The following is a 21,469-nucleotide window of genomic DNA, read 5'->3' on the forward strand; positions in this document are numbered from 1 at the left end:
TAGTTTCATAATGAAACTAATTTAATGAAATTTCAAAATGTCTAATTATATAGGGAGGTTAAGTTTTATGAAAAGTGAAATTGTTAAAGCATTAAACCCTGAATTTGAAGCAGTAGCTCTTTTAAGGAGTAATAAAAAACCAGAAGGAGCCATGCAGCCATTGCCAGGGAAATATGTATGTATCATGTCATTTTATGCACAGGTTGTTTCTAAAGGGAAAATTGCAGTATTTGATAGAGATACATACGGATGTCCTGGAGCAAGGGCAGGACTCGGATTTGGTAGTGCCTATGGAGAAGAAATGGGAGGATTTGATACATTTGCAGCATTTTTTTCAAAGGGAATTGAAGATGCAAAGGATAAAGAAAAGTATCAAGCCATTGCGGATCAAGCCAATCCACATGTAAGAAGAAAGCTTATATTAGGGGAAAGATTTCATACTTCAAGGGAGAAGGCATATAAATGGATTACAAAAGAGCTTCCGGTATATGATTTTCCTGAGAAATATGTAATTTTAAAGCCTTTAAAAGATGTAACAGAAGATGAAATACCTCAATGTGTAATTTTTAATGTAAATCCTATTCAGCTGACAGCACTTATGAGCATAGCAGGTTCTATAAGAGATGGAATTAATGATACGTTAACACCTCAAGGGGCAGCTTGTCAGATGATTGGAGCCTATGTTTTTTATGAGGCTGAAGCAGAAGATTCTAGGGCAGTATTAGGAATGATAGATCTTGCAGCAAGAAAAAATGTCAGGGGAGTTTTACCTGACGAACTATTAACTTATGCTGTTCCATGGAAATTGTTTCTTGAACTTGAGGAAGAGGCAAAGACAGGAATATTCAAATCTCCACTGTGGTTAGATCTTTTTGAGTAAAAGAGATGAAGCTATGAAGGTATGGATATACTTTCATAGCTAACTGTTTTTTAAGGTGTGGGAGGCATGTAGGATATTTTCTGCCATTTGTTGCATAACTTTTTTTGTTATTTGTATGTCTTCCTTAGAGATATTTTGAGAAAGTATAGTGCTTGTATCTTCTAGTATGGATATAATAGAATCTTTAATGGCAAGACTTTTTTCTGTTAGATAAAGATGATGAATACGTTTATCTTCTGTATCTTTTTCTTTATGTATATAGCCTAAACCTATAAGTTTTTTTACACTTTTGGCAATGTCGGCTTTGCTCAGTTTTAGTAAAGTAACGAGATCCTCTTGACACAGACCTTCTTGGTGATAAAGTTCTATTAAAATTTTATAGGAATGCTTTTGTAAATGGTAGGGTTCTACTTGTTTGTTAATATAGTAAAACAAATACCTTGAAATGATATCAACATGTTTTCCGACAGACTGATCTTTTGTAATAAATTTCATTTCCATTGAGAATACCACCTTTGTATTATTTGTTCGTGTATATTATATTACAAATCTATATTTGCGCAAAATATAAAAGTGAAAGAAGTGATTTGCTAAAAAATATGAATTAAAGAATATAAATTTTTATTGTGAACATTGAGTGATTAAAATGATAATCAAGAGAGGAACTTAAATATGAACAAATAATTCTTAGGAAGTAGCACCATAAGGTTTCCTTTTCAATTTTCAGCAGGACTTTGCTTGGTTTTAATGATCATCATTTACTTTGCTATTAAAAAAGAAAAAGTTGCATCTGTTAATTAAGTAATATTTTTTAGCCATTTCTAAGAAAATTCTAATCTGTTTCTAAGAGAATTCTAATTTTTTAAAACTATAATAAGGGGATGAGGAAAGTAAATTATAAGAGTATTATGAGGTGAAAGGAGAGTTCTTGATGGATTTAAAAGAAAAGAAAGAGAACGTGGTTCAAAGGTCAATTAAAGTAAAACTCATAGTAATTACGTTTATTTTACTTTTAATACCGATGATGATACTTGGAATAATAAGTTATATTAAAGTAGCAAGTGAACTAGATGCTAAGGGGGAGACAATCCTTAAAAATGCAGTGAAGTCTTCCTTTCAACTCATTGATTTAGCAGAGCAAGAAGTGGATACTAGAGGAGTAAGTCTTGAAGAAGCTCAGGAAAAGGTTAAAACAATATTAATAGGTAAAAAGAATGCTGATGGGACGAGAGAGCAAAATAAGCATATAGAACTAGGTGAAAATGGTTTTTACTTAATACTTGATAGGGATGGGAATGTTATTGCCCATGATGAAATAGAAGGGAAAAATATATGGAACAATCAGGATGCATCTACAAGTAAAATATTATATGCTCAAGAACTTATTAAAAAGGGGCTAAATGGTGGTGGGTTTACAGAATATACTTTTGATACAAATGGTGTAACTGATCTAAATATAGTGTATACAGAAGTAGACAAAAATTGGGGATGGATTATAGGGGCAGGTACATATGAAGACGATTTTGATAAAAGTGCAGGTTATATATTGAATATGATGTATATGATCATATTCGTATCTTTAATTCTTGGAGCTATAGTTATTGTAGCATTTGCTAATCATATAGGAAATCCTATTAAAAAATTAACAATATTAATAGAGAAAACGAAAAATTTAGATTTAGCTAGTGATGATGATTATAAGGATTTAGTAAAGAATACAGATGAAGTAGGCATGATGGCAAAATCCGTTATAGAAATGAGAGATTCCTTAAGAAAGATCATTAATAATTTTAAAAATGGTGTAGAAGAAACGTTTACACATGCACAAGGATTATCTAACGCCGCCAATGAGACGGCCGTATGTAGTGATGATATTGCCAATACAATTGATATATTGGTGCAAGGAACATTAAATCAAGCTCAAGAATCTAAAAAAGGAACAAAGGAACTTTTAGTATTAGGAGAAGAAATTCATAAAACGAGGGTTAGTATAGATGGAGTAAGAGGAAATATTAATAGAACAAGTACTACAAATCAAAAAGGAATGCAACGAATAGAAGATTTATCTTTAAAAGCAGAAGAAAAACATATTGAAGCTGCTAAGGTTCGTAGAAATGTAAAGGAGTTATCCCAAAAGGCTATGACTATTGGACAGATGATAGAGATTATTACTCAGATTTCAACACAAATAAATATTTTGGCTTTAAATGCTTCTATTGAAGCTGCAAGAGCAGGTGAAGCAGGAAAAGGGTTTGGAGTTGTTGCTAATGAAGTAAGAAAGCTTGCTGAAACTACAGATAAGACAACGGAGGATGTAAAAAAGATTATTCTAGGCATGCAAGTAAGTATACAAACAACAGAAGCAAGCGTGTATAGAGATAACCAAATGCAAGAGGAGTTAATACAAACTTTAGCTTGTGTAATAGAGAGCTTTAAGGATATAAATGAATCTGTAATAGAAATGGTTGAGGAAGTAGATGTATTAACAGATAGTATAGTAAAAATGGATCAAGAGAAGAATATTGTGATAAGAAGTATTGAAAATATGTATACCATATCTAAAGATACAGCACAATTCACTCAAAAAATAAGTGGAAATATTGAAGAACAAACTGTAATGACACAGGAAGTAACTTCTATGGCAAATAATTTAGATGATATAGCAAAAAAGTTAAGCACAGATCTAAAAAAGTTTAATATTAAATAAGTGGTAAAGGAACATATCTAGTTATTGTAAGTAGGTATGTATACAATTTATAAGGATAAGGATAGATAAAACAGACATGGAGTACATTCCATGTCTGTTTTGTATATATAGGGTGAAAATGAAAAACTTAATATATTTTAAGATATTTCTAAGAAAATTCTAATTTTCTTCTAAGAAGGTTTTAATTTTTTAAAATTATAATAAAGGGGTAAGGAAAGATACGTAAAGGATTAAAAAAGAGAGATTAATTGAAAAGGAAAGGAAAATGACTATGAATCATATACACATGATCATGCTTTTAAGTAGCGCAGTATTAGGTATTATAAGCTGGATATATATACAATTGTTTTCATTTCAGCCTCCAAAAGAAAAAAGATTAAAAATAAATATTAAAACAAAGGAGTGTATAAAAAAGCATGAGAGTCTTTCTATACTAACTTGGAATATTGGATATGCTGGATTAGGAAAAGAAGCTGATTTTTTCATGGATGGAGGAAAAAGTATGTTTCCAAAATCACAGAAGCTAATTCATAATCATTTAGAGAATATAGCAAAATTTATAGAAAATGATCCTAGTGATCTTTACTTATTTCAAGAAGTAGCTGTAGATTCAAAAATTACATTTTATGTGAATAACTTAGAAAAGATTCAGACTGCTTTACAAAAGTATAATTTTGTTTATTCACCTAGTGTGTATATTGAAAAATTCCCTATCATAGGTAAATTGCTTAGTGGAAATGCAATTTTTTCAAGGTATCTACCAGATGTATCTACGAGGATGGCTTTGCCTTTAGAGAAAAAAGGAATCACAGGCATTTTCAATCAAAAATACAATTTTGTTGTTCAACGGTTTCTCATTGAGGATAGTACAAAGGAATGGGTTATTGTTAACTTGCACCTAGCAGCTTTTGATAAAGATGGAAAAACTAGATATGAACAATTAAAAGAAATAAAAGCATTTATGTTGAGGGAGTATGAAAAAGGTAATTATGTAGTTGTTGGGGGAGACTGGAATCATCGATTAATCAAAACTACATTTCCTTATGATACACCTAAAAAGCATTTGTTTTGGATAAAGGACATCCCACATGATTTTAAGCCAGAAGGGTGGCAATGGGGAGTAGATAGACATCATCCTACTGTACGAACGTTAGAAAAGCCTTATATAAAGGATAAAAACTATACATGTGTCATTGATGGTTTTTTGGTATCACCGAATGTTGAAATTATGAAAGTGAATGGATTTAATCTTGGTTTTAAGGATACGGATCATCATCCTGTTGCTATAAAGGTGAAACGAAAAGCTGTAGAAAATACTATGGATCTTTCTGCATGATTATTTCTAATCAAATTCTAATTTTTATTTAATAAATCCTTAATCTTAATTATTTACAATGAAATAAGAAAAAATATATAGCCATAAGGGGGAAGGGTAAAATGAAAAAGCTATTAATTTTTACTGCCTCTACAGGAGGAGGGCATAATCAAGCTGCTGGATCCTTAGAAGAATTATTTGAGGCAAATGGATATGATGTTGTGATATTAGATGCTTTAAAAGAGGCTAATAAAGTAATAAATTGCATAATAACAGATGGGTATGAATTATTGGTGAAAAGATTGCCTAAGGCATATAGAGAACTGTATAGAAAGAGTGATGGAAAAAAAATAAACTTAGGAATGGTTCATGTGATAACAAAATTGATGGAAGAAAAAATATACCATCTAATACAAGAAAATCAACCAGATATTATTATTGCTACCCATCCCTTTGTAGTAAATATCATTGGAGAACTCAAGAGAAAAGGAAAAATATCCATACCTTTTATGTCTATTGTTACGGATTATAAAGCACATCAGACTTACATTCATGAAAAGGTAGATGCTTACATTACAGGAAGTGATTATACAAAGATAGGCATGATAAAAAAAGGAGTAAAAGAGGAAAGAATTTTTCCGTATGGGATTCCTATACGAAAGGAATTTTTTATATGTTCTATTGATAAAAAAAAGAATAAAGAGGACATATTTACATTGTTACTAATGGGTGGAAGTATGGGACTTAAGGCTATGGAGAAGGTTTTGAAAAATATAATGAGCAGTAATAATAAAATAAAGATCATTACTGTTTGTGGAAATAATAAAAAGCTAAAAAAGAAAATAGAAAAGAAGTACCAAGGGAAATTCAAAAACAAAGAAGTGTTTGTATATGGATTCACTAAAAATATCCCTGAATTAATGGAAATATCAGATGTGATTATTACAAAGCCAGGGGGATTGACAGTTTCAGAAGCTATCGTTAAAAATATTCCTATGATTATCCCTTATGTGATTCCAGGGCAAGAAGAAGAAAATGCAGATTTTTTAGTACAGTCGGGAGTAGCTCTTAGAGCGAAAAAGATAAAGCATATAGCAGATACGATAGATGGGTTGATAGAAAAGCCGCAAGAATTAACAAATATGAAAAGAAAACTAAAAGATTTATCCAAAATGTATGATAGAGGAAGTATTGTTCAATTAGCTGATGAATTGATACGAAAATATTCAAATAAAATAAATGATAACAAAAAAGAGCATGTTCTAGTATTAACAGCAAATTTTGGATCAGGGCATGTAACGGTTGCAAAAGCAATAAAAGAACAGTTAGCAGTATATAATAATCGATTAAATATAAAAGTTATTGACATATTTGAAATCCTTAGTCCTCATTTAAATAATGAGTTATATAAAGGATATGAAGTTTTAATCAAAAAGACTCACAATATTTATAATTATTTCTACCGAAAAAAATCTAATAAAGAAATAGGTATGGATAAAATTATTTATAAGATATATTTATCAAAAATAGCAAAATATATTCAAAAATTGAATCCTAAATTTATTGTGTCTACTTTTCCAGTATGTTCTGGTTTTGTATCTATGTATAAGGGAAAATATAAAAGCACCCTGCCACTCATTACTTGTATGACAGATGTAGTGGATCATTGTGAATGGATTTATCCTAATACAGATAAATATTTGGTACCAACGAATAAGATAAAAGAACAGTTCATTTATAAAGGTATTCATAAAGATAAGATTTATGTTACAGGGATTCCTGTAAGGAAAGATTTTTTAGATAAATATGAAAATGAGAAGATTAGAAGAACGTTAAACATAAAGGATAGTGAATTTGTTTTATTAATGATGGGTGGAGGTCTAGGCCTTTTACCTAAAGATAAGGAGTTATATGAGTGGTTAGACAGTCTAGAAAATGTTAAAACCATTATTGTAACAGGGACGAATAAGAAGCAATATAGAGATTTGGTTCAGAATTTAAATTTAAAAAATACTATTGTGAAAGGATTTACTAATGAAGTAGCAGGGCTTATGAAACATGCGGATCTATTAATTACAAAAGCAGGGGGCGTAAGTATTTTTGAAGCTATTCATTCAGAGCTACCGATGATTGTTTATGAACCTATTTTAGCACAGGAAATAGAAAATGGTAAATTTATTGAAAACAGTGGAATCGGTGAAATTATAAAAAATACGAAGGAATTAAAAGAAAAAGTTAATACGTTTATAAAGAATAGAGAAAAAAGAACTCAATTAAAAATGAATATAAAAAGAATAAAACAACAATCTGATAGCAGAGAATTTATAGACTGTATTTCAGAAATTTATGGAGAAGATCTAAAAAAAGAAAAAATAATATTAAAAAGGAAGATGATATAAGTGAAAATTATATTGTTTTTAATATTTCTTTTTATGATATATGGAGTGATTCCTAATCATTACTATAAATATATATCAAGAAAAGTCATTAGAAAAATGGATGCTAAACAAAAACAAATTGCTTTAACTTTTGATGACGGACCTGACCCTAGATATACTCATGAACTTTTGGATCTATTGAAAGATTATAATATTCAGGCTACTTTTTTTCTAGTAGCTGAAAAATCCTTAAAAAATAGAGATATTCTTGAAAGAATCATTCATGAAGGACATAGTATTGGCCTCCATTCTTTATCTCACAAACATGCATGGCTGAGTATGCCTTTTGAGACAAAAAAAGATTTTGAAAAGTCCATGAAAATATTCAAAGAACTTAAGGTAAATCTAAAATTTTTCAGACCTCCCTGGGGAACTTTTAATATACTTACCCAATATTTTGCAAAAAAACTGGGGCTAGAGACCATATTATGGTCTATTAATGGAAGAGATTGGAGTAGTCAGGTTACATCAAAAGAGATAGCTAAAAGAATTATGAATTATATTCAAGATGGCGATATCATACTCCTTCATGATAGCGGTGGGGCAGAAGGGGCGCCTAAAAGAACATTAGAAGCGCTAAAGGAAATTATCCCAAAGCTTAAAAATGATGGATACAAATTTGTGACTATAGATGAAAAAGTAGGTGATTTAGAACATGAAAAAGCTATTCAAACTTATTGAGAGAAGTGTTGTGAAAATCAATAATTGGAAGCATGTGCCTAATTCAAAAAGAAAACTATTATATATCTGCCCTCATGTATACAAAGGAAGAACAATAGAAATTTTAGATGGGACAATGATTAAAAATGGAGACGTAGTAGCAGAAATGCATATAGATAATTTGAAAGTTGATCAATTAGAAAATGATTATAGAAAACTCTTTAGAAGATTGAAAGAAGAATTACAAGCTTTAAGCAACCTGATAATCAATGAAAAGGAATTTGAAGAGATTAAGGCATATCATGGAACCACTTTATTATATCCTCTTGCAAAGAAGCAGGGGTTTACCATTGTAGAGATGGATAAAGGACCTAAAAAATACTTTTTAATCTTATGGGAAAACATATTGAGAATTGTATTTAAAAAAGATAAAAAAATAAGAGATAGACTTAGGACGCCAAAAGAATGCTGGATTTCTAAAGGTCAATTACTACAAAAGTATATAGGAACTTAAGGAGAAGCAAATGATAAAAAAGAGCATGAATTATGTTGTATTATTCTTACTGATTATTCTTACATTTTGGATACTTATAGCAAATAATGATTTTTCAAGATTACCCTATTTATTAACAAAGATCGATAAAGGATATTTTAGCCTAGCTATAGGATGTATGCTTTTATATTGGATAGTGAACACCATCATATTGATAGATACTTCAAAAATGGTTTATTCTCAATTAACCTTTAAAAAGGCTTTTAAAATAACTATGATTGGACAATATTATAGTGCCATTACCCCTTTTGCAAGTGGAGGACAGCCAGCACAAATTTATTATATGACAAAGGATAAAATTTGTACTGGTAAAGGAACATCTATTTTAATGATCAAGTTTATGATTTATCAAATGGTTGTAACGGTTTATGCTATTATTATGTTTTTATTGAAATGGAATGATCTTTCTAAGGATATAGCTATTGCATTGCCCTTTATACTTACAGGTATATGCATAAGCTTTATAGGAATTTTTATGATCTTTTTATTATTTTTTAATGAGAACATTGTGGGAAAGATTTTTAATATGATTTTAAAACATTTAAAGAAATTTAACAATGTAAATAACCTTGAAAGGAAATTAGAAGAATATTTAGTTGAATATACTGAAAGTATTAAGGAATTAAAAAAACATAGAGGGGTGGCAATAAAGCTTTCGTGTATGACTTTCTTACAATTAACCTGCTATTTTAGTATAACTTATTTTATCTATATTGCATTTGGTCTAAAAGACGCTTCTATCATTGACATTATTGCTCTTCAATCTTTATTGTATATGGCAGTTTCTTTTATACCTACCCCAGGAACTGTTGGAGCATCAGAAGGTGGATTTCATATTCTTTTCAGTTTTTTATTCAAAGAGAATTTCCTTATATATGCCATGCTCCTATGGAGAATCATTAGCTATTATTCATGTATCATAATAGGTGGATTAACAACTCTTTTAATCCATTTTAAAGAATCTAAAAAGAAAGCAACCGTATAAATGGTTGCTTTTTTTACTTTTTAACACTTTTAAATGAATTCTAATGAAATTTTAATGTACATCACATAAAGTGTTAATGTTCATCCATCATAATAAAAACATAGAAATAAGAGATTAAAAAATAATCCCTATACAATTAAGAATAAAGGAATGATGCCAGGTGAATAAAAAATTGAATGAAAGAATTTTAGAGATTTATAAAAATAATGTGTTACAAACATTAAATGATTTAAGAAAGGATCAGACATGTCCTGAAAATAGTGAATATTTTTTTAGATTAGCCCAAGAGTATTTTCTTAAAAATAAAACAGAGAATAACCCTCCGAAGATAGGCTTGATTGGTACATGTATTCCTGAGGAAATTATTTATGCATTAGGGGCACAACCCCTATGGATTTTAGGTGGAAGTTTTGGAGCAGGACTTGCTGCGGATGAATATGTGCCAAGAGATACAGACCCAATAGTAAGATCAACTATAGGAATGATCAAATCTGGTTTAGTTCCTAGTATTTATGATTGTAAAGCAATCATTACACCCGTAGCTTATGATGGAGAAAGAAAAATGGTGGGGGTTCTTTCAAAGGATATGGAGGTGTGGCCTGTTGAAATTCCACCAATTAAAGGGAATGCAAGTTCTAATCTTAAGTGGCTACAACAAATTGATAAAATTAGGACTTTGATGGAAAAGAAGATAGGAAAAAAAATAAATGAACAAAATTTAATGGTTGCAGCAAAACGGGTTCGTTTAGCAAAACTTCAGATAAAAGAATTAATGGAAATAAAGAAAAAAAATCCTCAAAGTATTTCTGGAAGTTTAATGCTTTTTATTATGAACACCTATTATTTTAATAATGATCTCAAAAGATGGATTGATGAAATGAAAACATTCAATAAGGAATTAAAAAATAGAATGAAAAACCATGAAGGTTATGATACAAAGCCTAAAATACTCATTATGGGTTCTCCTATTTATTTTCCAAATATGAAGATACCAAAATTATTAGAGGAATTAGGAGCAGAGGTAGCTGCTTTTGAGATGGAAGGACGTTTTCTATATAAAGATGAGATTACTCCTTATGATAGTTCTTTAAAGGGTCTCCTCTATCATATTGCATTAAAGCATTATTTGTATGATTATTCTCCATATTTTATCTCAAATGAAGATAGAATGAGCTTACTAAAAAACATTGCTAGGACCCGTAAGATTAAAGGTATTCTTTATCATGTGTTAAAGGGACATTTGTCCTACGATTTTGAATTAGAAGATATTGAAAAAGCCTTTAGCAAAGAGGGAATCCCTGTGTTTCGAATAGAAACAGATTATAATTATGAAGATATTGAACAATTAAGAATACGTACAGAAGCGGTAATAGAAATGCTATCAACAAAAGAAATAAATCATTAGGAGGAATTAATGATGGAATTGAATAAAAACATATTCAAAAACAGAAAAATTTGTATAATTGTTGCAATTGTAGCAGTTATGTGTACATGCTTTTCAATACTTGATTACTATAAAGACGGTTTTTATGATGGTGAGAATATTTATAGAAGTAAAAATATAAAGGTTAAGTATGATGCTCAAGGACAATCAAAAACATTTTATCAATCTTTATGGTGGAAAAAAGATTTATTTGGGGATATTACCCTTAATAAAAGTGCTAGTTTATCAGATAAGATCGCTGAAGTTTATGTAAAAACAGGATGGAATGAAACAAATCGAGTGGAATTATCACAAGAACAAACTACAGATATTAGTTGCTATGGGCCTACCCTATTAGGAGCACGTATAGATGCAGGTATTCAAGATATAGATGGAGATGGAAAGAAGGAACAAGTATATTATTATGGACAAACAGCTATAAATGGTAGAGGTTTTGATGGAGATGGTGATGGAGACGGTGATGGTGATGAAGATGGACCTTTTCACAAGGGCTATGATCAAAAAAATAGAAATACAAATTTTCAATATAAGCATTTAACATTTGAAAACATTGAAAAAATGAGCTTAGGAATTATTCCAGCAGAAGAAAGTGTTTTTCAAGTATTGTTTAAGGGTGAACCATTAGTAAACAAAGAGATAAAAATCATATCAGAATCAGGACTCAATGAGGTAGTAAGGACTAATATGGATGGATATTTTTATATAAAAGACTTGAGGGTTGCAACAAATGGGATGAATGTAATCTATAAAGATGATTCATCAGAAAAAGGAGAAAATACTTATCATATTCTAAACTATAAGGTGCAGGATTTAGACAATAGAGGATTTTTTTCTACTGGAAAATTAATAGGATTAATAATAATCATGATTTTAGGCGTCATTGGAGTAAATAAGCTGTTAATAGAAAAAAGAAGAAAGGTAAATAATGAACTTCTTTTCGAAATGAATGATTTAGAAAAGGAGGACCAATAGATGAGAAGATTAGTACCAAGATTAAGATGGATCATTTTAATATTAAGTTTTATTCTCCTTACTTTTGGTGTTCAAATTGTTGGAACAAGAATCTATAATTTGAAACTTCCCATACTCCAATGTGTTTATAATAAGGACTATTTAGTAGAAGGAAGCTGTTATACTATTACGGAATTTGGAGAGTGGTTTATGAACAATTTAACCCTTGGAAATATGATGAGTGTTTTATTTTTCGTAGGCTCAACCATCCTCTTGATCATTATATTTGGTAGATTATTATGTGGTTTTGTATGTCCTTTTGGGTTTATACAAGATGTATTGACTTTTATACGTGAAAAACTGCATATACCAGCTGTGAGGTTTTCTGAAAAGACAAGAGAGAAGCTAAAATTAATAAAATGGATACTGCTTTTTATATTTCTAGTAGGGTTTGAATTGTGTGAACTGTGTCCTGTACGAGCTATTATTCCTCCATTGACAGGAAGTGGACTCGAAATGGATGGTTTAAGTGTGGTAGTTGCAATAGTTGTCATTGTTGGTGGATTTTTTAAAGATCGACTGTGGTGTAATTACTGTCCCATGGGATACTTAGTTGGGATTTTCCATAAATTTTCTTTCATAAAATTAAAAAAAGATTGTACAGCATGTACAGAATGTGGGATTTGTTATGAAGCTTGTCCTATGGATATAAAGAGTATTTATACAGAAAGAGAAAAGGAAGATATTACTAAAAATGATTGTATATTCTGTATGAAATGCATAGATCAGTGTCCAGAGGACAAAGCCATAAAGACTACATTTTTAGGAAAAGAGATATATTCTTCTTCTAGAGATAATTTCCACAAAAACCATAAAATCTATGGAAACCTTGAAAAGAAGAAGGATGTATCGAAATTGTGGGAACCATCAGAAAGTAGGAAGGGGTAGACTGGAATGACACAAAATTTAAATGATATAAGAAAAGAGAAAAGATTTAAAAGGTTTGAAAGGAATATGATCAGATTATCTTATAAAGCTATTAAGGATCTTGAAGAAATGAAAGGATGTCCTGAAAATTTCAAATATTTCAGCAATGTATTAAAGAGAACTTTTGTGGATGGTGAGAGTTTAAAGGATAGAGAAAAGGTAGATACCATAGGCACATATTGCGTAATGATTCCAGAAGAATTGATCTATGCTTCTGGAGCATTACCTGTAAGATTGTGTGGAGGAAATCATATTGCTACATTGGCAGGAGATGAAAGAGCACCTAGAGATGCATGTCCTCTTGTACGTGCATCCATAGGATTTCAGGCTTATGATCTTTTACCGATCTATAAGGATTGTAAAGCATTGATGATTCCTACAACATGTGATGGAAAAAGGAAAATGACATCTATTCTCTCAAAGTATAAAAAAGTCATTCCTCTTCATGTTCCTACATTAAAAGATGAAGAAGAAGCAAAGGAAAGCTTTTTAAAAGATTTGTATGCTTTAAAGAACACTTTAGAGAAAATGACAGGAAATGAAATAACCTATGATCGATTAAAGTATGCCACTCAGGCTATAGCTTCTGCTCAATATGAAATTAGACGACTATACAATATAAAAAAGCAAAATCCTTCTGTCATAAAGGGAACTGCAGCTATGGCAATATTAAATGCATATGCATATGATCGGGTGGATTTGTGGGCGGATGCCTTATCTAAATTAAATGATGAGTTAGAAAAAAGAATTAGAGAAAAGGAGTGTATAGGCTCTGAAAGATCTCCTAGGATACTTATTACAGGGTCACCAGTTGTTTTTCCAAATATGAAAATTCCTTATTTGATTGAAGAACAGGGAGGAATTGTTGCAGCAGATGAGACATGCATGGGAGAGAGAGGTCTTTATGATCCTGTGGCAGTAACAGATAATTCTTTTGATGGGATGATGAGAGGATTAGCAGCAAGATATACTTTGCCATGTACTTGTCCATCCTTTACCTATAATGATGAAAGAGTATTTAAAATAAAGCAACTTATAAAGGATTTTCATATAGATGGTATAGTTTACCATGTTATTAGAGGATGTGTATCTTATGATTTTGAACTAAGAAATATTGAAGAGGAAATGAAGAAACTAAATATACCTATACTTAGAGTTGAAACAGATTATAATACAGAAGATGTGGAGCAACTAAGGATAAGAATCGAAGCATTTATGGAAATGATTCAAGTAGAAAAAATAAAAGGATAAAGAGGGGAGAAAAAATATGAGATATTTTGCAGGAATTGATGCAGGATCTACTTATGTAAAAGCAGCATTAATAGATGAAAAAGGGGTCGTAGGTGTAAAGGTAGCTAATACGGGGATTGATAATGTGACTACTGCAAAAAGATTATTAGAAGAATTAGCAAAAGATGCGAATATAAAATTTGAAGATATTTCCTTTATCATGGCAACGGGATATAGTAGAAGAGGGATTGAAATTGCGAGTGATAATATTTCTGAAATTACAGCTCATGCATATGGAGTAAGGCTTACTGCACCAGAGGGAGTAAAACCTAGATTGATTATAGATATTGGAGGACAAGACAGTAAAGTAATTTCTTTAGATGAAAACCTTCAAGTAAATAATTTTGTTATGAATGATAAATGTGCTGCAGGAACAGGAAAATTTATAGAGGTAATTGCGGGGTTACTAGAAACCACAATTGATCAAGTAGGATACTTATCCCTTGAAAGTATAGATCCTTGTGATATCAATAGTACATGTGTTGTTTTTGCACAATCAGAAGTGATTTCATTGATGGCTAGAAAAATTGATCGAAAGGATATTTTAGCAGGAATGCATTTATCCATGGCTAAGAGGGTTTCAAAAATGGCGAGAAAGTTTGATGTGAATGTAGATGTACTTATGACTGGAGGAGGAGCATTAAACAGTGGACTTCACGGGGCTTTTGAAGATGAATTGATGACAGATATATTTGTAGCAAATTATCCACAATTTAATGGGGCTATTGGTGCGGCATTGATTGGAAGAGAAAGGGCTGAGTGATCTATATGGAAAATATTATTGCTCAGTATGGCTCTCCCTTTATGGCAGCCATATTGATTGGTTTAGGATGTGGTTTTTCTTGTGGTTCAACAAGTACAGTTTTTTTAACCACTTATATTATGGGAAATGAAAATGATACAAAAAAAGGATTCTTTTCTGTAATACATTTTCTTTTAGGAAAAATAATGGTTATGATTTTATTAGGGCTTATTTCATCCTTGATGGGAACTGCAATCATTGGACAAAATACAACTATTGGAGGATTTGATTCGAAAATTATATTAAATATTGTTGAAATTTTCACAGGGATTATGATTCTTTATAAGTTGTTTAAAAAGAAAAGCTGTTGTGATAAAAAAAGCTGTAGCAAAACTGTTACGAACAAAGAAAAAAAGGAAAGAATTATTGAGCATGTTCCTTTATGGTTAGCAGGTGTAGCATATGGTATGACGCCATGTTATCCTCTAGCTGTGATGCTTTTATTTTCAGCAACGCTAACATCATTAAATGCATGTCTTTTAATGTTGGTATTTGGTATTTTTAATTCCATATCACCTGTGATAATTTATGGTACTATGGCTGGATATTTTTCAAAGAAAATGTATAAGGAAATTCCTCAATATGTGCATTTAATCCAAGGAATGGCGGCGGTTATATTTATATTTGTTGGTGTATACCCATTCATAATAAAATAGAGTGGGGATAAAGGTTTAATGCTTTTTCAAAAAAATACCATCTGAGGTTTTTGATAGTTGTATAATTCATAGAGATTCATAAATTGATTGAGTATTTGAATTGTTTTACGATTTATTATTGGTAAATTTATTGATATAATATAGGAAATCATTTAAAAACAAAAAGGGAGGCAAAATTATAGTGAAAGCATATAGAATACTCATTATAGAAGATGAAGAAAAAATCGCTAGGTTTGTTGAACTAGAGCTTAAATATGAGGAGTATGAAGTAGCTATAAAACATGATGGGAGAGAAGGCCTTAAAGAAATTGAAGAAAGAGACTATGATTTAGTAATATTAGATATTATGCTTCCAGGAATTAATGGTATGGAGGTTTGTAGAAGGGTAAGACGCTTTTCAGATGTACCCATCATTATGTTGACAGCGAAAGATCAGGTTGAGGATAAGGTTATGGGGCTTGATTTAGGCGCCCATGATTATTTGACAAAGCCCTTTGCAATAGAAGAATTATTAGCAAGAATTCGAGGGGTTTTGAAAAGAGCACAAGGAGTAAGGAAAAATAGTAATCATATAAAAATAAAAAATTTGACCATAAATACAGATATTCATCAAGTAAAAGTAGGAGAAAATCTTATAGATTTGACTAAGAGAGAATATGAGTTATTAGCATATCTTCTTAAAAATAAGCAAATCGTTTTAACAAGGGAACAGATACTAGAAGCTGTATGGGGATATGATTATCTAGGAGATACTAACGTGGTGGATGTATATATAAGATATTTAAGAAGTAAAATTGATGATCCATATAAAGAAAAGTATATTCATACAGTAAGAGGAGTAGGGTATGTGATTAAAGATGAATAAAATAAAATTAAAGAATTTTAAAAACAAAAGAATATCCATCTCTTTTAAATTGACAGCAATCTATGCAGTGATTCTTTCTTTGATTCTAATTATTATTAGTATGATGAGTAATTGGCAAGTTAAACGTATTTTAGTACAGCAAACAAAGGAAGAACTACAAAAGACCTATCAATTGGTTGAAGCATACATTCAAGAAGGAAAACCTATCAATGAAGATTTATTCAAAGAAATAAATTTTAATAATATCTATTTGAAAATTTATAATGAAAATGGCGTAATATTAGAAAGTAAATACAAAGCTGTTGATCAAGAAATATACAATCAAGTAGAGGGTGGTGGAGGAAATTGGGATAACTATGAATGGGAAGATATTGATCAAGTAGATGTATTTTATATGCATAAGGAGCTATCAAAAGATACGAAGTTATATTCTATGTTGTTAGTAAAAAACATAGAGGAACAAGACCATTTCGTGCAAATATTGGATAATAATTTAATGATGATGAATATAGTAGGGGTCATCATAGCAATTTTATCAGGTATTTATTTGAGTAAAAAACTATTATTCCCCATAAAAAAGATTACCAATGCAGCAAAAGAAATCAGTGTTTATGATTTGAATAGTCGAATAGATATTGGAGGTCCTGATGATGAATTAAAGGAACTTGCATGTACCTTTAATGATATGATTGGGCGATTACAAGAATCTTTTGAAAGACAAAAGCAGTTTGTTTCGGATGCTTCCCATGAGTTAAGAACTCCTATTGCTGTTATTCAAGGATATATAAATTTACTTGATAGATGGGGAAAGGATGATCGGGAAGTTTTAGAAGAATCTATTGATGCAATAAAAAGTGAGACAGAAAATATGAAAAGGCTTTTAGAGCAACTTCTATTTTTAGCTAGAGGAGATAATGAATCCTATAAGCTAGAGAAACAAGAGTTTAGATTGAGTGAACTAATAGAGGATATTATAAAAGAAACGAAATTAATAGATCAAATCCATGAAATTGAATGTTTTGTAGATCAAGATACATGGATATATGCTGATTCTAAGCTAATAAAGCAAATGTTGAGAATATTGATGGATAACAGCATTAAATTTACGCCAGTAAATGGGAAAATTAGAATTGCTTCAGAAAAATATAATAACCATGTAGTCATTCGTGTAGAGGATTCAGGGATTGGAATTCCTAAAGAAGATATTCCCTATATTTTTGATCGTTTCTATCGTTCTGATAAATCTAGGACAAAAGCTACTGGTGGTGCTGGACTGGGATTGTCTATTGCAAAATGGATTGTAGAAAGCCATAATGGAAATATAGAAGTAGAAAGTCAATTGGAAAAAGGCACAAAAATGATTGTAAAATTACCAATCCATAAAAATCACTTATCTTAAAATTGATGAGTGATTTTTTTGACAAAATTTTGATCGTTTGGACACGGTATTAGAGGGGGAATATATATATAGAAATTCATTTGAGGAATTGAAATTTATCGAAATTTCATTTATAATAAATATGAAACCGGTAACACGGTTTGATTTGCTACCTGTTTTATGGGGCATATAGGGAGGAACAAAAATGCCTATTACAATCAATGATATTGCTAAGGAATCAGGAGTATCTCGTGCAACTGTATCGAGAGTTTTAAATGATTCAGGATATGTAAAAGATGAAACAAGACAAAAGGTTTTAAAAGCAATAAAAGAATTAAACTATACACCTAGTGCTATTGCAAGGAGTTTATCTACAAGAAAAACAAATACAATAGGTGTAATTGTTCCTGAAATCAATGACCCGTTTTTTGGAGAAATTATAAAGGGAGTCAGTCAAGTAGCAGATGATCACAATTTGAATATTATTTTATTTAATACAGATGATAATGTAGAAAAGGAATTAAAAGCTCTACAGCTTTTAAAAGAGCAAAGAATTCAAGGTATTCTCATTACACCTACTTTTTCTAAAGAAAAAGAAAACCGTGAATATTTAGGGACACTTGAAAAGTTCGGAATACCTGTTATTTTAATAGATGGACATGTGAAATATGAAAACTTCAGTGGCGTTTTCATTGACCATATAAAAGGTGCTTATGATGGAACAGAATCACTCATTAAAGAAGGACATAAAAAAATAGCAATCATCAATGGACAGATGGACTCAAGACCTGCCAAAGAAAGATTTATTGGATATAAAAAAGCATTAGCTATGAATAATATTCCTTTAGAAGAACGATATATTTTTTATGGAGAATATAAGTATGAACATGCTTATGAGATAACAAAGGAAATATTAAAAATGGAAGATCCACCTACTGCTATTTTTGTAAGTAGTAATATGATGATTTTAGGATGTATCAAAGCATTTTATGAGGAAAAAATTAATGTCCCACAAGATATAGCAATTATCGGATTTGATAAGTTAGAAGTTCTAAATATCATAGGAATGAATATTAGCTGTATTAATGGGCCTACCTTAGAATTAGGAAGAAAAGGAATGAAAATGCTTATAGATCGTCTAAATGATGAAAAAAATAAAGAAATAAGAAGAATGACCCTTTTACCAGAGATTATATTAAATGGGTCAGAAAAATATGTTGAAAAATAGATGTGAATGATGAATCATTCACATCTCAAATTACAAAGATGTGTAACCGCTCACATGATTTTGAGAAGGCTTATAAAAATTTAAATATTAAATAATAAAAGGAGAGGATTAAAATGAAAATGCAAGAATATATTGATCACACCTTATTAAAACCACAATCTACAGAGGAACAAATCAAAAAAGTTTGTGCTGAAGCAAGAGAATATGGATTTGCTTCTGTATGTGTAAATGCATACTATACTTCCCTCGTAAGAGATGAATTAGAAGGAACAAATGTAAAAACATGTGTCGTTGTAGGCTTTCCACTAGGGGCTACAACAAAGGAAGTAAAAGCCTTTGAAACAAAGCAAGCCATTGAAAATGGAGCACAAGAAATTGATATGGTAATCAATGTAGGTGCATTAAAGAGCCAAAAATATGATGTAGTAAAAGAAGATATAAAAGCAGTAGTAGATGCAGCAAAAGGTAAAGCTCTTGTAAAAGTAATTATAGAAACTTGTCTTCTAACTGAGGAAGAAAAAGTAAAGGTGTGTGAAATTTCAAAGGAAGCTGGAGCTGATTTTGTAAAAACTTCAACAGGTTTTTCAACAGGTGGAGCAACTGTAGAAGATGTAGCATTGATGAGAAAAACAGTAGGACCTGATTTGGGGGTTAAGGCTTCTGGTGGTGTAAGAACGAGAGAAGATGCAGAATTAGTTATAAAAGCAGGAGCTAGTCGTATAGGAGCTAGTGCTTCTATTGCTATTGTTGAAGGAAAGAAAGATGAAAGTGCTGGATATTAATATCTAGCATTTAGGGATAAGGAAAACATTTGCAAATTATGAGGTGATAATAATGAGAATGTATGATTTGATTATGAAAAAAAGAAATGATGAAGAACTAACAACTAAAGAAATTAACTATTTTATACAAGGGTATACAAAAGGAGAAATTCCTGATTATCAAGTTTCAGCCTTAATGATGGCCATATATTTTCAAAAAATGAATAAACGAGAAACTGCTGATTTAACAAAGGCCATGGTAGATAGTGGAGAAATCATTGATTTATCAGCTATTGAAGGGGTGAAAGTTGATAAACATAGTACGGGTGGTGTGGGTGATACGACTACATTAATCTTGGGTCCTATTGTTGCTGCAGCTGGAGCACCTGTTGCAAAAATGTCAGGTAGAGGTCTTGGGCATACAGGAGGAACTATTGATAAATTAGAGTCTTTTGAAGGGTTTTCAGTAGATATGTCTGTTGAAAAGTTTATAAAAAATGTAAATGAAAAGAAAATTGCCATAGGGGGACAAACTGCGAATTTAGCACCAGCAGATAAAAAGTTGTATGCTCTTCGCGATGTTACTGCAACAGTTGATAATATGTCTTTGATTGCAAGTAGTATTATGAGTAAAAAGATTGCATCAGGAGCTGATGCAATTGTACTTGATGTAAAAACGGGTAGTGGTGCTTTTATGAAAAAAGAAGAGGATGCTTTTTCATTAGCAAAAGAAATGGTAGATATAGGAACACATATTGGTAGAAATACAATTGGTGTAATAACAGATATGGATCAACCCCTAGGGTTTGCTGTTGGAAATGTGTTAGAGGTAAAAGAGGCCATTGATACATTAAAAGGAAAAGGTCCAAAAGATCTTACAGAGCTTTGTTTAGTTTTAGGATCACATATGCTTGTTTTAGGAGAAAGAGCGAGTACTGTTGAAGAAGCGAGAAAAATACTTGAGGATATTATTGCATCAGGGGATGGAATCACGAAGCTTAAAGAACTTGTGAAAGCACAAGGTGGAAATCCAGAGGTTGTTGACAATCCATCCTTACTACCTACTGCAAGTATTATAGAGCCAGTATTAGCGAATGTAGATGGCTATGTAAAAGGGATAAAGGCTGATGATATAGGAAGAGCAGCTTTAGTACTTGGTGCAGGCCGTGAAACAAAGATAAGTGAAATAGATTTATCGGTAGGAATTGTTCTTCAAAAGAAGATTGGAGATTTTGTAAAAAAAGGAGAAGCCATTGCGACTATTCACGCCAATAATAAGGAGAAAGAAAAAATAGCTATGGATATGATTGCAGATGCATATGAAATAGTCAAAGAAAAGATTGAAGTAAAAACATTAATTAAAGGAATCGTTTCAAAGAATGGTATAAACAAGTTTTAAAAAGGGAAAAATGTGGTAGATGAAGATACGTCTATCACATTTTTTAATTTGTTAAAGAAAATATTATGTTAAGGAAAGTAAATGTAAATAAATAACAAAAAATAGATATTTTTATATATTGAAAAAATATTTATTTTTAGGGTATTATAGTATATGATTAATAAATTTAT

At 30.8% G+C, this 21,469-nt stretch carries 19 protein-coding genes; 18 read left to right on the forward strand and 1 reads right to left on the reverse strand.

All coding sequences use genetic code 11. From position 1 onward, the window contains the following. The first annotated feature begins 67 nt into the window (after nucleotides 1–67). Entirely contained in the window at nucleotides 68–880 is an 813-nt protein-coding gene (locus K7H06_RS05520) for a DUF169 domain-containing protein (protein WP_223038888.1), read from the forward strand. A 39-nt stretch (nucleotides 881–919) separates the two neighbouring features. On the opposite strand, the gene K7H06_RS05525 is transcribed toward K7H06_RS05520, so the two are convergent. Beyond that, nucleotides 920–1,381, reverse strand: a complete 462-nt coding sequence (locus K7H06_RS05525) for a MarR family winged helix-turn-helix transcriptional regulator (RefSeq protein WP_223038889.1) — start codon at nucleotides 1,379–1,381, stop codon at nucleotides 920–922. 430 nt (nucleotides 1,382–1,811) lie between these two features. Here K7H06_RS05525 and K7H06_RS05530 point away from each other — a divergent pair, with 430 nt between their 5' ends. From K7H06_RS05530 to K7H06_RS05610, 17 genes are all read left to right on the forward strand, one after another. Beyond that, nucleotides 1,812–3,587: a methyl-accepting chemotaxis protein gene (locus K7H06_RS05530; RefSeq protein WP_223038890.1), complete on the forward strand. Its 1,776-nt coding sequence runs from the start codon at nucleotides 1,812–1,814 to the stop codon at nucleotides 3,585–3,587. Nucleotides 3,588–3,858: 271 nt separating this feature from the next. Next, nucleotides 3,859–4,923: a hypothetical protein gene (locus K7H06_RS05535; protein ID WP_223038891.1), complete on the forward strand. Its 1,065-nt coding sequence runs from the start codon at nucleotides 3,859–3,861 to the stop codon at nucleotides 4,921–4,923. Nucleotides 4,924–5,024: 101 nt separating this feature from the next. After that, entirely contained in the window at nucleotides 5,025–7,301 is a 2,277-nt protein-coding gene (locus tag K7H06_RS05540; RefSeq protein ID WP_223038892.1) for an MGDG synthase family glycosyltransferase, read from the forward strand. Beyond that, nucleotides 7,302–8,021 (forward strand): polysaccharide deacetylase family protein, encoded by a 720-nt coding sequence (locus tag K7H06_RS05545; RefSeq protein ID WP_223038893.1) that lies wholly within the window; start codon nucleotides 7,302–7,304, stop codon nucleotides 8,019–8,021. After that, on the forward strand, nucleotides 7,996–8,514 hold the full coding sequence (locus tag K7H06_RS05550; protein ID WP_223038894.1) for a YkoP family protein: 519 nt from the start codon (nucleotides 7,996–7,998) through the stop codon (nucleotides 8,512–8,514). The genes K7H06_RS05545 and K7H06_RS05550 overlap by 26 nt, the downstream gene beginning before the upstream one ends. A 10-nt stretch (nucleotides 8,515–8,524) precedes the next feature. Further along, nucleotides 8,525–9,538, forward strand: a complete 1,014-nt coding sequence (locus tag K7H06_RS05555) for a lysylphosphatidylglycerol synthase transmembrane domain-containing protein (protein WP_223038895.1) — start codon at nucleotides 8,525–8,527, stop codon at nucleotides 9,536–9,538. Nucleotides 9,539–9,710: 172 nt separating this feature from the next. Beyond that, nucleotides 9,711–10,943: a 2-hydroxyacyl-CoA dehydratase subunit D gene (locus tag K7H06_RS05560; RefSeq protein WP_223038896.1), complete on the forward strand. Its 1,233-nt coding sequence runs from the start codon at nucleotides 9,711–9,713 to the stop codon at nucleotides 10,941–10,943. 12 nt (nucleotides 10,944–10,955) lie between these two features. Then, the gene (locus tag K7H06_RS05565; protein ID WP_223038897.1) at nucleotides 10,956–11,954 is read left to right on the forward strand and encodes a DUF4198 domain-containing protein; all 999 of its coding nucleotides are present in this window, start codon (nucleotides 10,956–10,958) and stop codon (nucleotides 11,952–11,954) included. Then, the gene (locus tag K7H06_RS05570; RefSeq protein ID WP_223038898.1) at nucleotides 11,955–12,881 is read left to right on the forward strand and encodes a 4Fe-4S binding protein; all 927 of its coding nucleotides are present in this window, start codon (nucleotides 11,955–11,957) and stop codon (nucleotides 12,879–12,881) included. A gap of 6 nt (nucleotides 12,882–12,887) precedes the next feature. Further along, nucleotides 12,888–14,171 (forward strand): 2-hydroxyacyl-CoA dehydratase family protein, encoded by a 1,284-nt coding sequence (locus tag K7H06_RS05575; protein ID WP_223038899.1) that lies wholly within the window; start codon nucleotides 12,888–12,890, stop codon nucleotides 14,169–14,171. A 16-nt stretch (nucleotides 14,172–14,187) separates the two neighbouring features. Then, a complete protein-coding gene (locus K7H06_RS05580; protein WP_223038900.1) occupies nucleotides 14,188–14,973 on the forward strand; it encodes an acyl-CoA dehydratase activase in 786 nt (261 codons plus the stop codon). Nucleotides 14,974–14,978: 5 nt separating this feature from the next. Then, a complete protein-coding gene (locus tag K7H06_RS05585; protein ID WP_246637696.1) occupies nucleotides 14,979–15,668 on the forward strand; it encodes an urease accessory protein UreH domain-containing protein in 690 nt (229 codons plus the stop codon). 181 nt (nucleotides 15,669–15,849) lie between these two features. Further along, the gene (locus K7H06_RS05590) at nucleotides 15,850–16,533 is read left to right on the forward strand and encodes a response regulator transcription factor (RefSeq protein WP_223038902.1); all 684 of its coding nucleotides are present in this window, start codon (nucleotides 15,850–15,852) and stop codon (nucleotides 16,531–16,533) included. Then, nucleotides 16,526–17,932: an ATP-binding protein gene (locus tag K7H06_RS05595; protein WP_223038903.1), complete on the forward strand. Its 1,407-nt coding sequence runs from the start codon at nucleotides 16,526–16,528 to the stop codon at nucleotides 17,930–17,932. The genes K7H06_RS05590 and K7H06_RS05595 overlap by 8 nt, the downstream gene beginning before the upstream one ends. 184 nt (nucleotides 17,933–18,116) lie before the next feature. After that, the gene (locus K7H06_RS05600) at nucleotides 18,117–19,139 is read left to right on the forward strand and encodes a LacI family DNA-binding transcriptional regulator (RefSeq protein ID WP_223038904.1); all 1,023 of its coding nucleotides are present in this window, start codon (nucleotides 18,117–18,119) and stop codon (nucleotides 19,137–19,139) included. Nucleotides 19,140–19,252: 113 nt separating this feature from the next. Next, entirely contained in the window at nucleotides 19,253–19,921 is a 669-nt protein-coding gene (gene deoC, locus K7H06_RS05605; RefSeq protein ID WP_223038905.1) for a deoxyribose-phosphate aldolase, read from the forward strand. Between the two features lie 52 nt (nucleotides 19,922–19,973). Continuing rightward, nucleotides 19,974–21,299, forward strand: coding sequence for a pyrimidine-nucleoside phosphorylase (locus K7H06_RS05610; RefSeq protein ID WP_223038906.1), 1,326 nt, complete (start codon nucleotides 19,974–19,976; stop codon nucleotides 21,297–21,299). Nucleotides 21,300–21,469: the final 170 nt, after the last annotated feature.

Source organism: Crassaminicella profunda (genome assembly GCF_019884785.1).
Classification (GTDB): domain Bacteria; phylum Bacillota; class Clostridia; order Peptostreptococcales; family Thermotaleaceae; genus Crassaminicella; species Crassaminicella profunda.

Bases quoted from the DNA above. Each gene is read 5' to 3' on its own strand.
- K7H06_RS05555 (WP_223038895.1), top strand. From the start codon at position 8,525: ATGATAAAAAAGAGCATGAATTATGTTGTATTATTCTTACTGATTATT.
- K7H06_RS05570 (WP_223038898.1), top strand. From the start codon at position 11,955: ATGAGAAGATTAGTACCAAGATTAAGATGGATCATTTTAATATTAAGT.
- K7H06_RS05610 (WP_223038906.1), top strand. From the start codon at position 19,974: ATGAGAATGTATGATTTGATTATGAAAAAAAGAAATGATGAAGAACTA.
- K7H06_RS05525 (WP_223038889.1), bottom strand. From the start codon at position 1,381: ATGGAAATGAAATTTATTACAAAAGATCAGTCTGTCGGAAAACATGTT.
- K7H06_RS05580 (WP_223038900.1), top strand. From the start codon at position 14,188: ATGAGATATTTTGCAGGAATTGATGCAGGATCTACTTATGTAAAAGCA.
- K7H06_RS05600 (WP_223038904.1), top strand. From the start codon at position 18,117: ATGCCTATTACAATCAATGATATTGCTAAGGAATCAGGAGTATCTCGT.
- deoC (WP_223038905.1), top strand. From the start codon at position 19,253: ATGAAAATGCAAGAATATATTGATCACACCTTATTAAAACCACAATCT.
- K7H06_RS05535 (WP_223038891.1), top strand. From the start codon at position 3,859: ATGAATCATATACACATGATCATGCTTTTAAGTAGCGCAGTATTAGGT.
- K7H06_RS05530 (WP_223038890.1), top strand. From the start codon at position 1,812: ATGGATTTAAAAGAAAAGAAAGAGAACGTGGTTCAAAGGTCAATTAAA.
- K7H06_RS05585 (WP_246637696.1), top strand. From the start codon at position 14,979: ATGGAAAATATTATTGCTCAGTATGGCTCTCCCTTTATGGCAGCCATA.
- K7H06_RS05520 (WP_223038888.1), top strand. From the start codon at position 68: ATGAAAAGTGAAATTGTTAAAGCATTAAACCCTGAATTTGAAGCAGTA.
- K7H06_RS05540 (WP_223038892.1), top strand. From the start codon at position 5,025: ATGAAAAAGCTATTAATTTTTACTGCCTCTACAGGAGGAGGGCATAAT.
- K7H06_RS05565 (WP_223038897.1), top strand. From the start codon at position 10,956: ATGGAATTGAATAAAAACATATTCAAAAACAGAAAAATTTGTATAATT.
- K7H06_RS05595 (WP_223038903.1), top strand. From the start codon at position 16,526: ATGAATAAAATAAAATTAAAGAATTTTAAAAACAAAAGAATATCCATC.
- K7H06_RS05575 (WP_223038899.1), top strand. From the start codon at position 12,888: ATGACACAAAATTTAAATGATATAAGAAAAGAGAAAAGATTTAAAAGG.
- K7H06_RS05550 (WP_223038894.1), top strand. From the start codon at position 7,996: ATGAAAAAGCTATTCAAACTTATTGAGAGAAGTGTTGTGAAAATCAAT.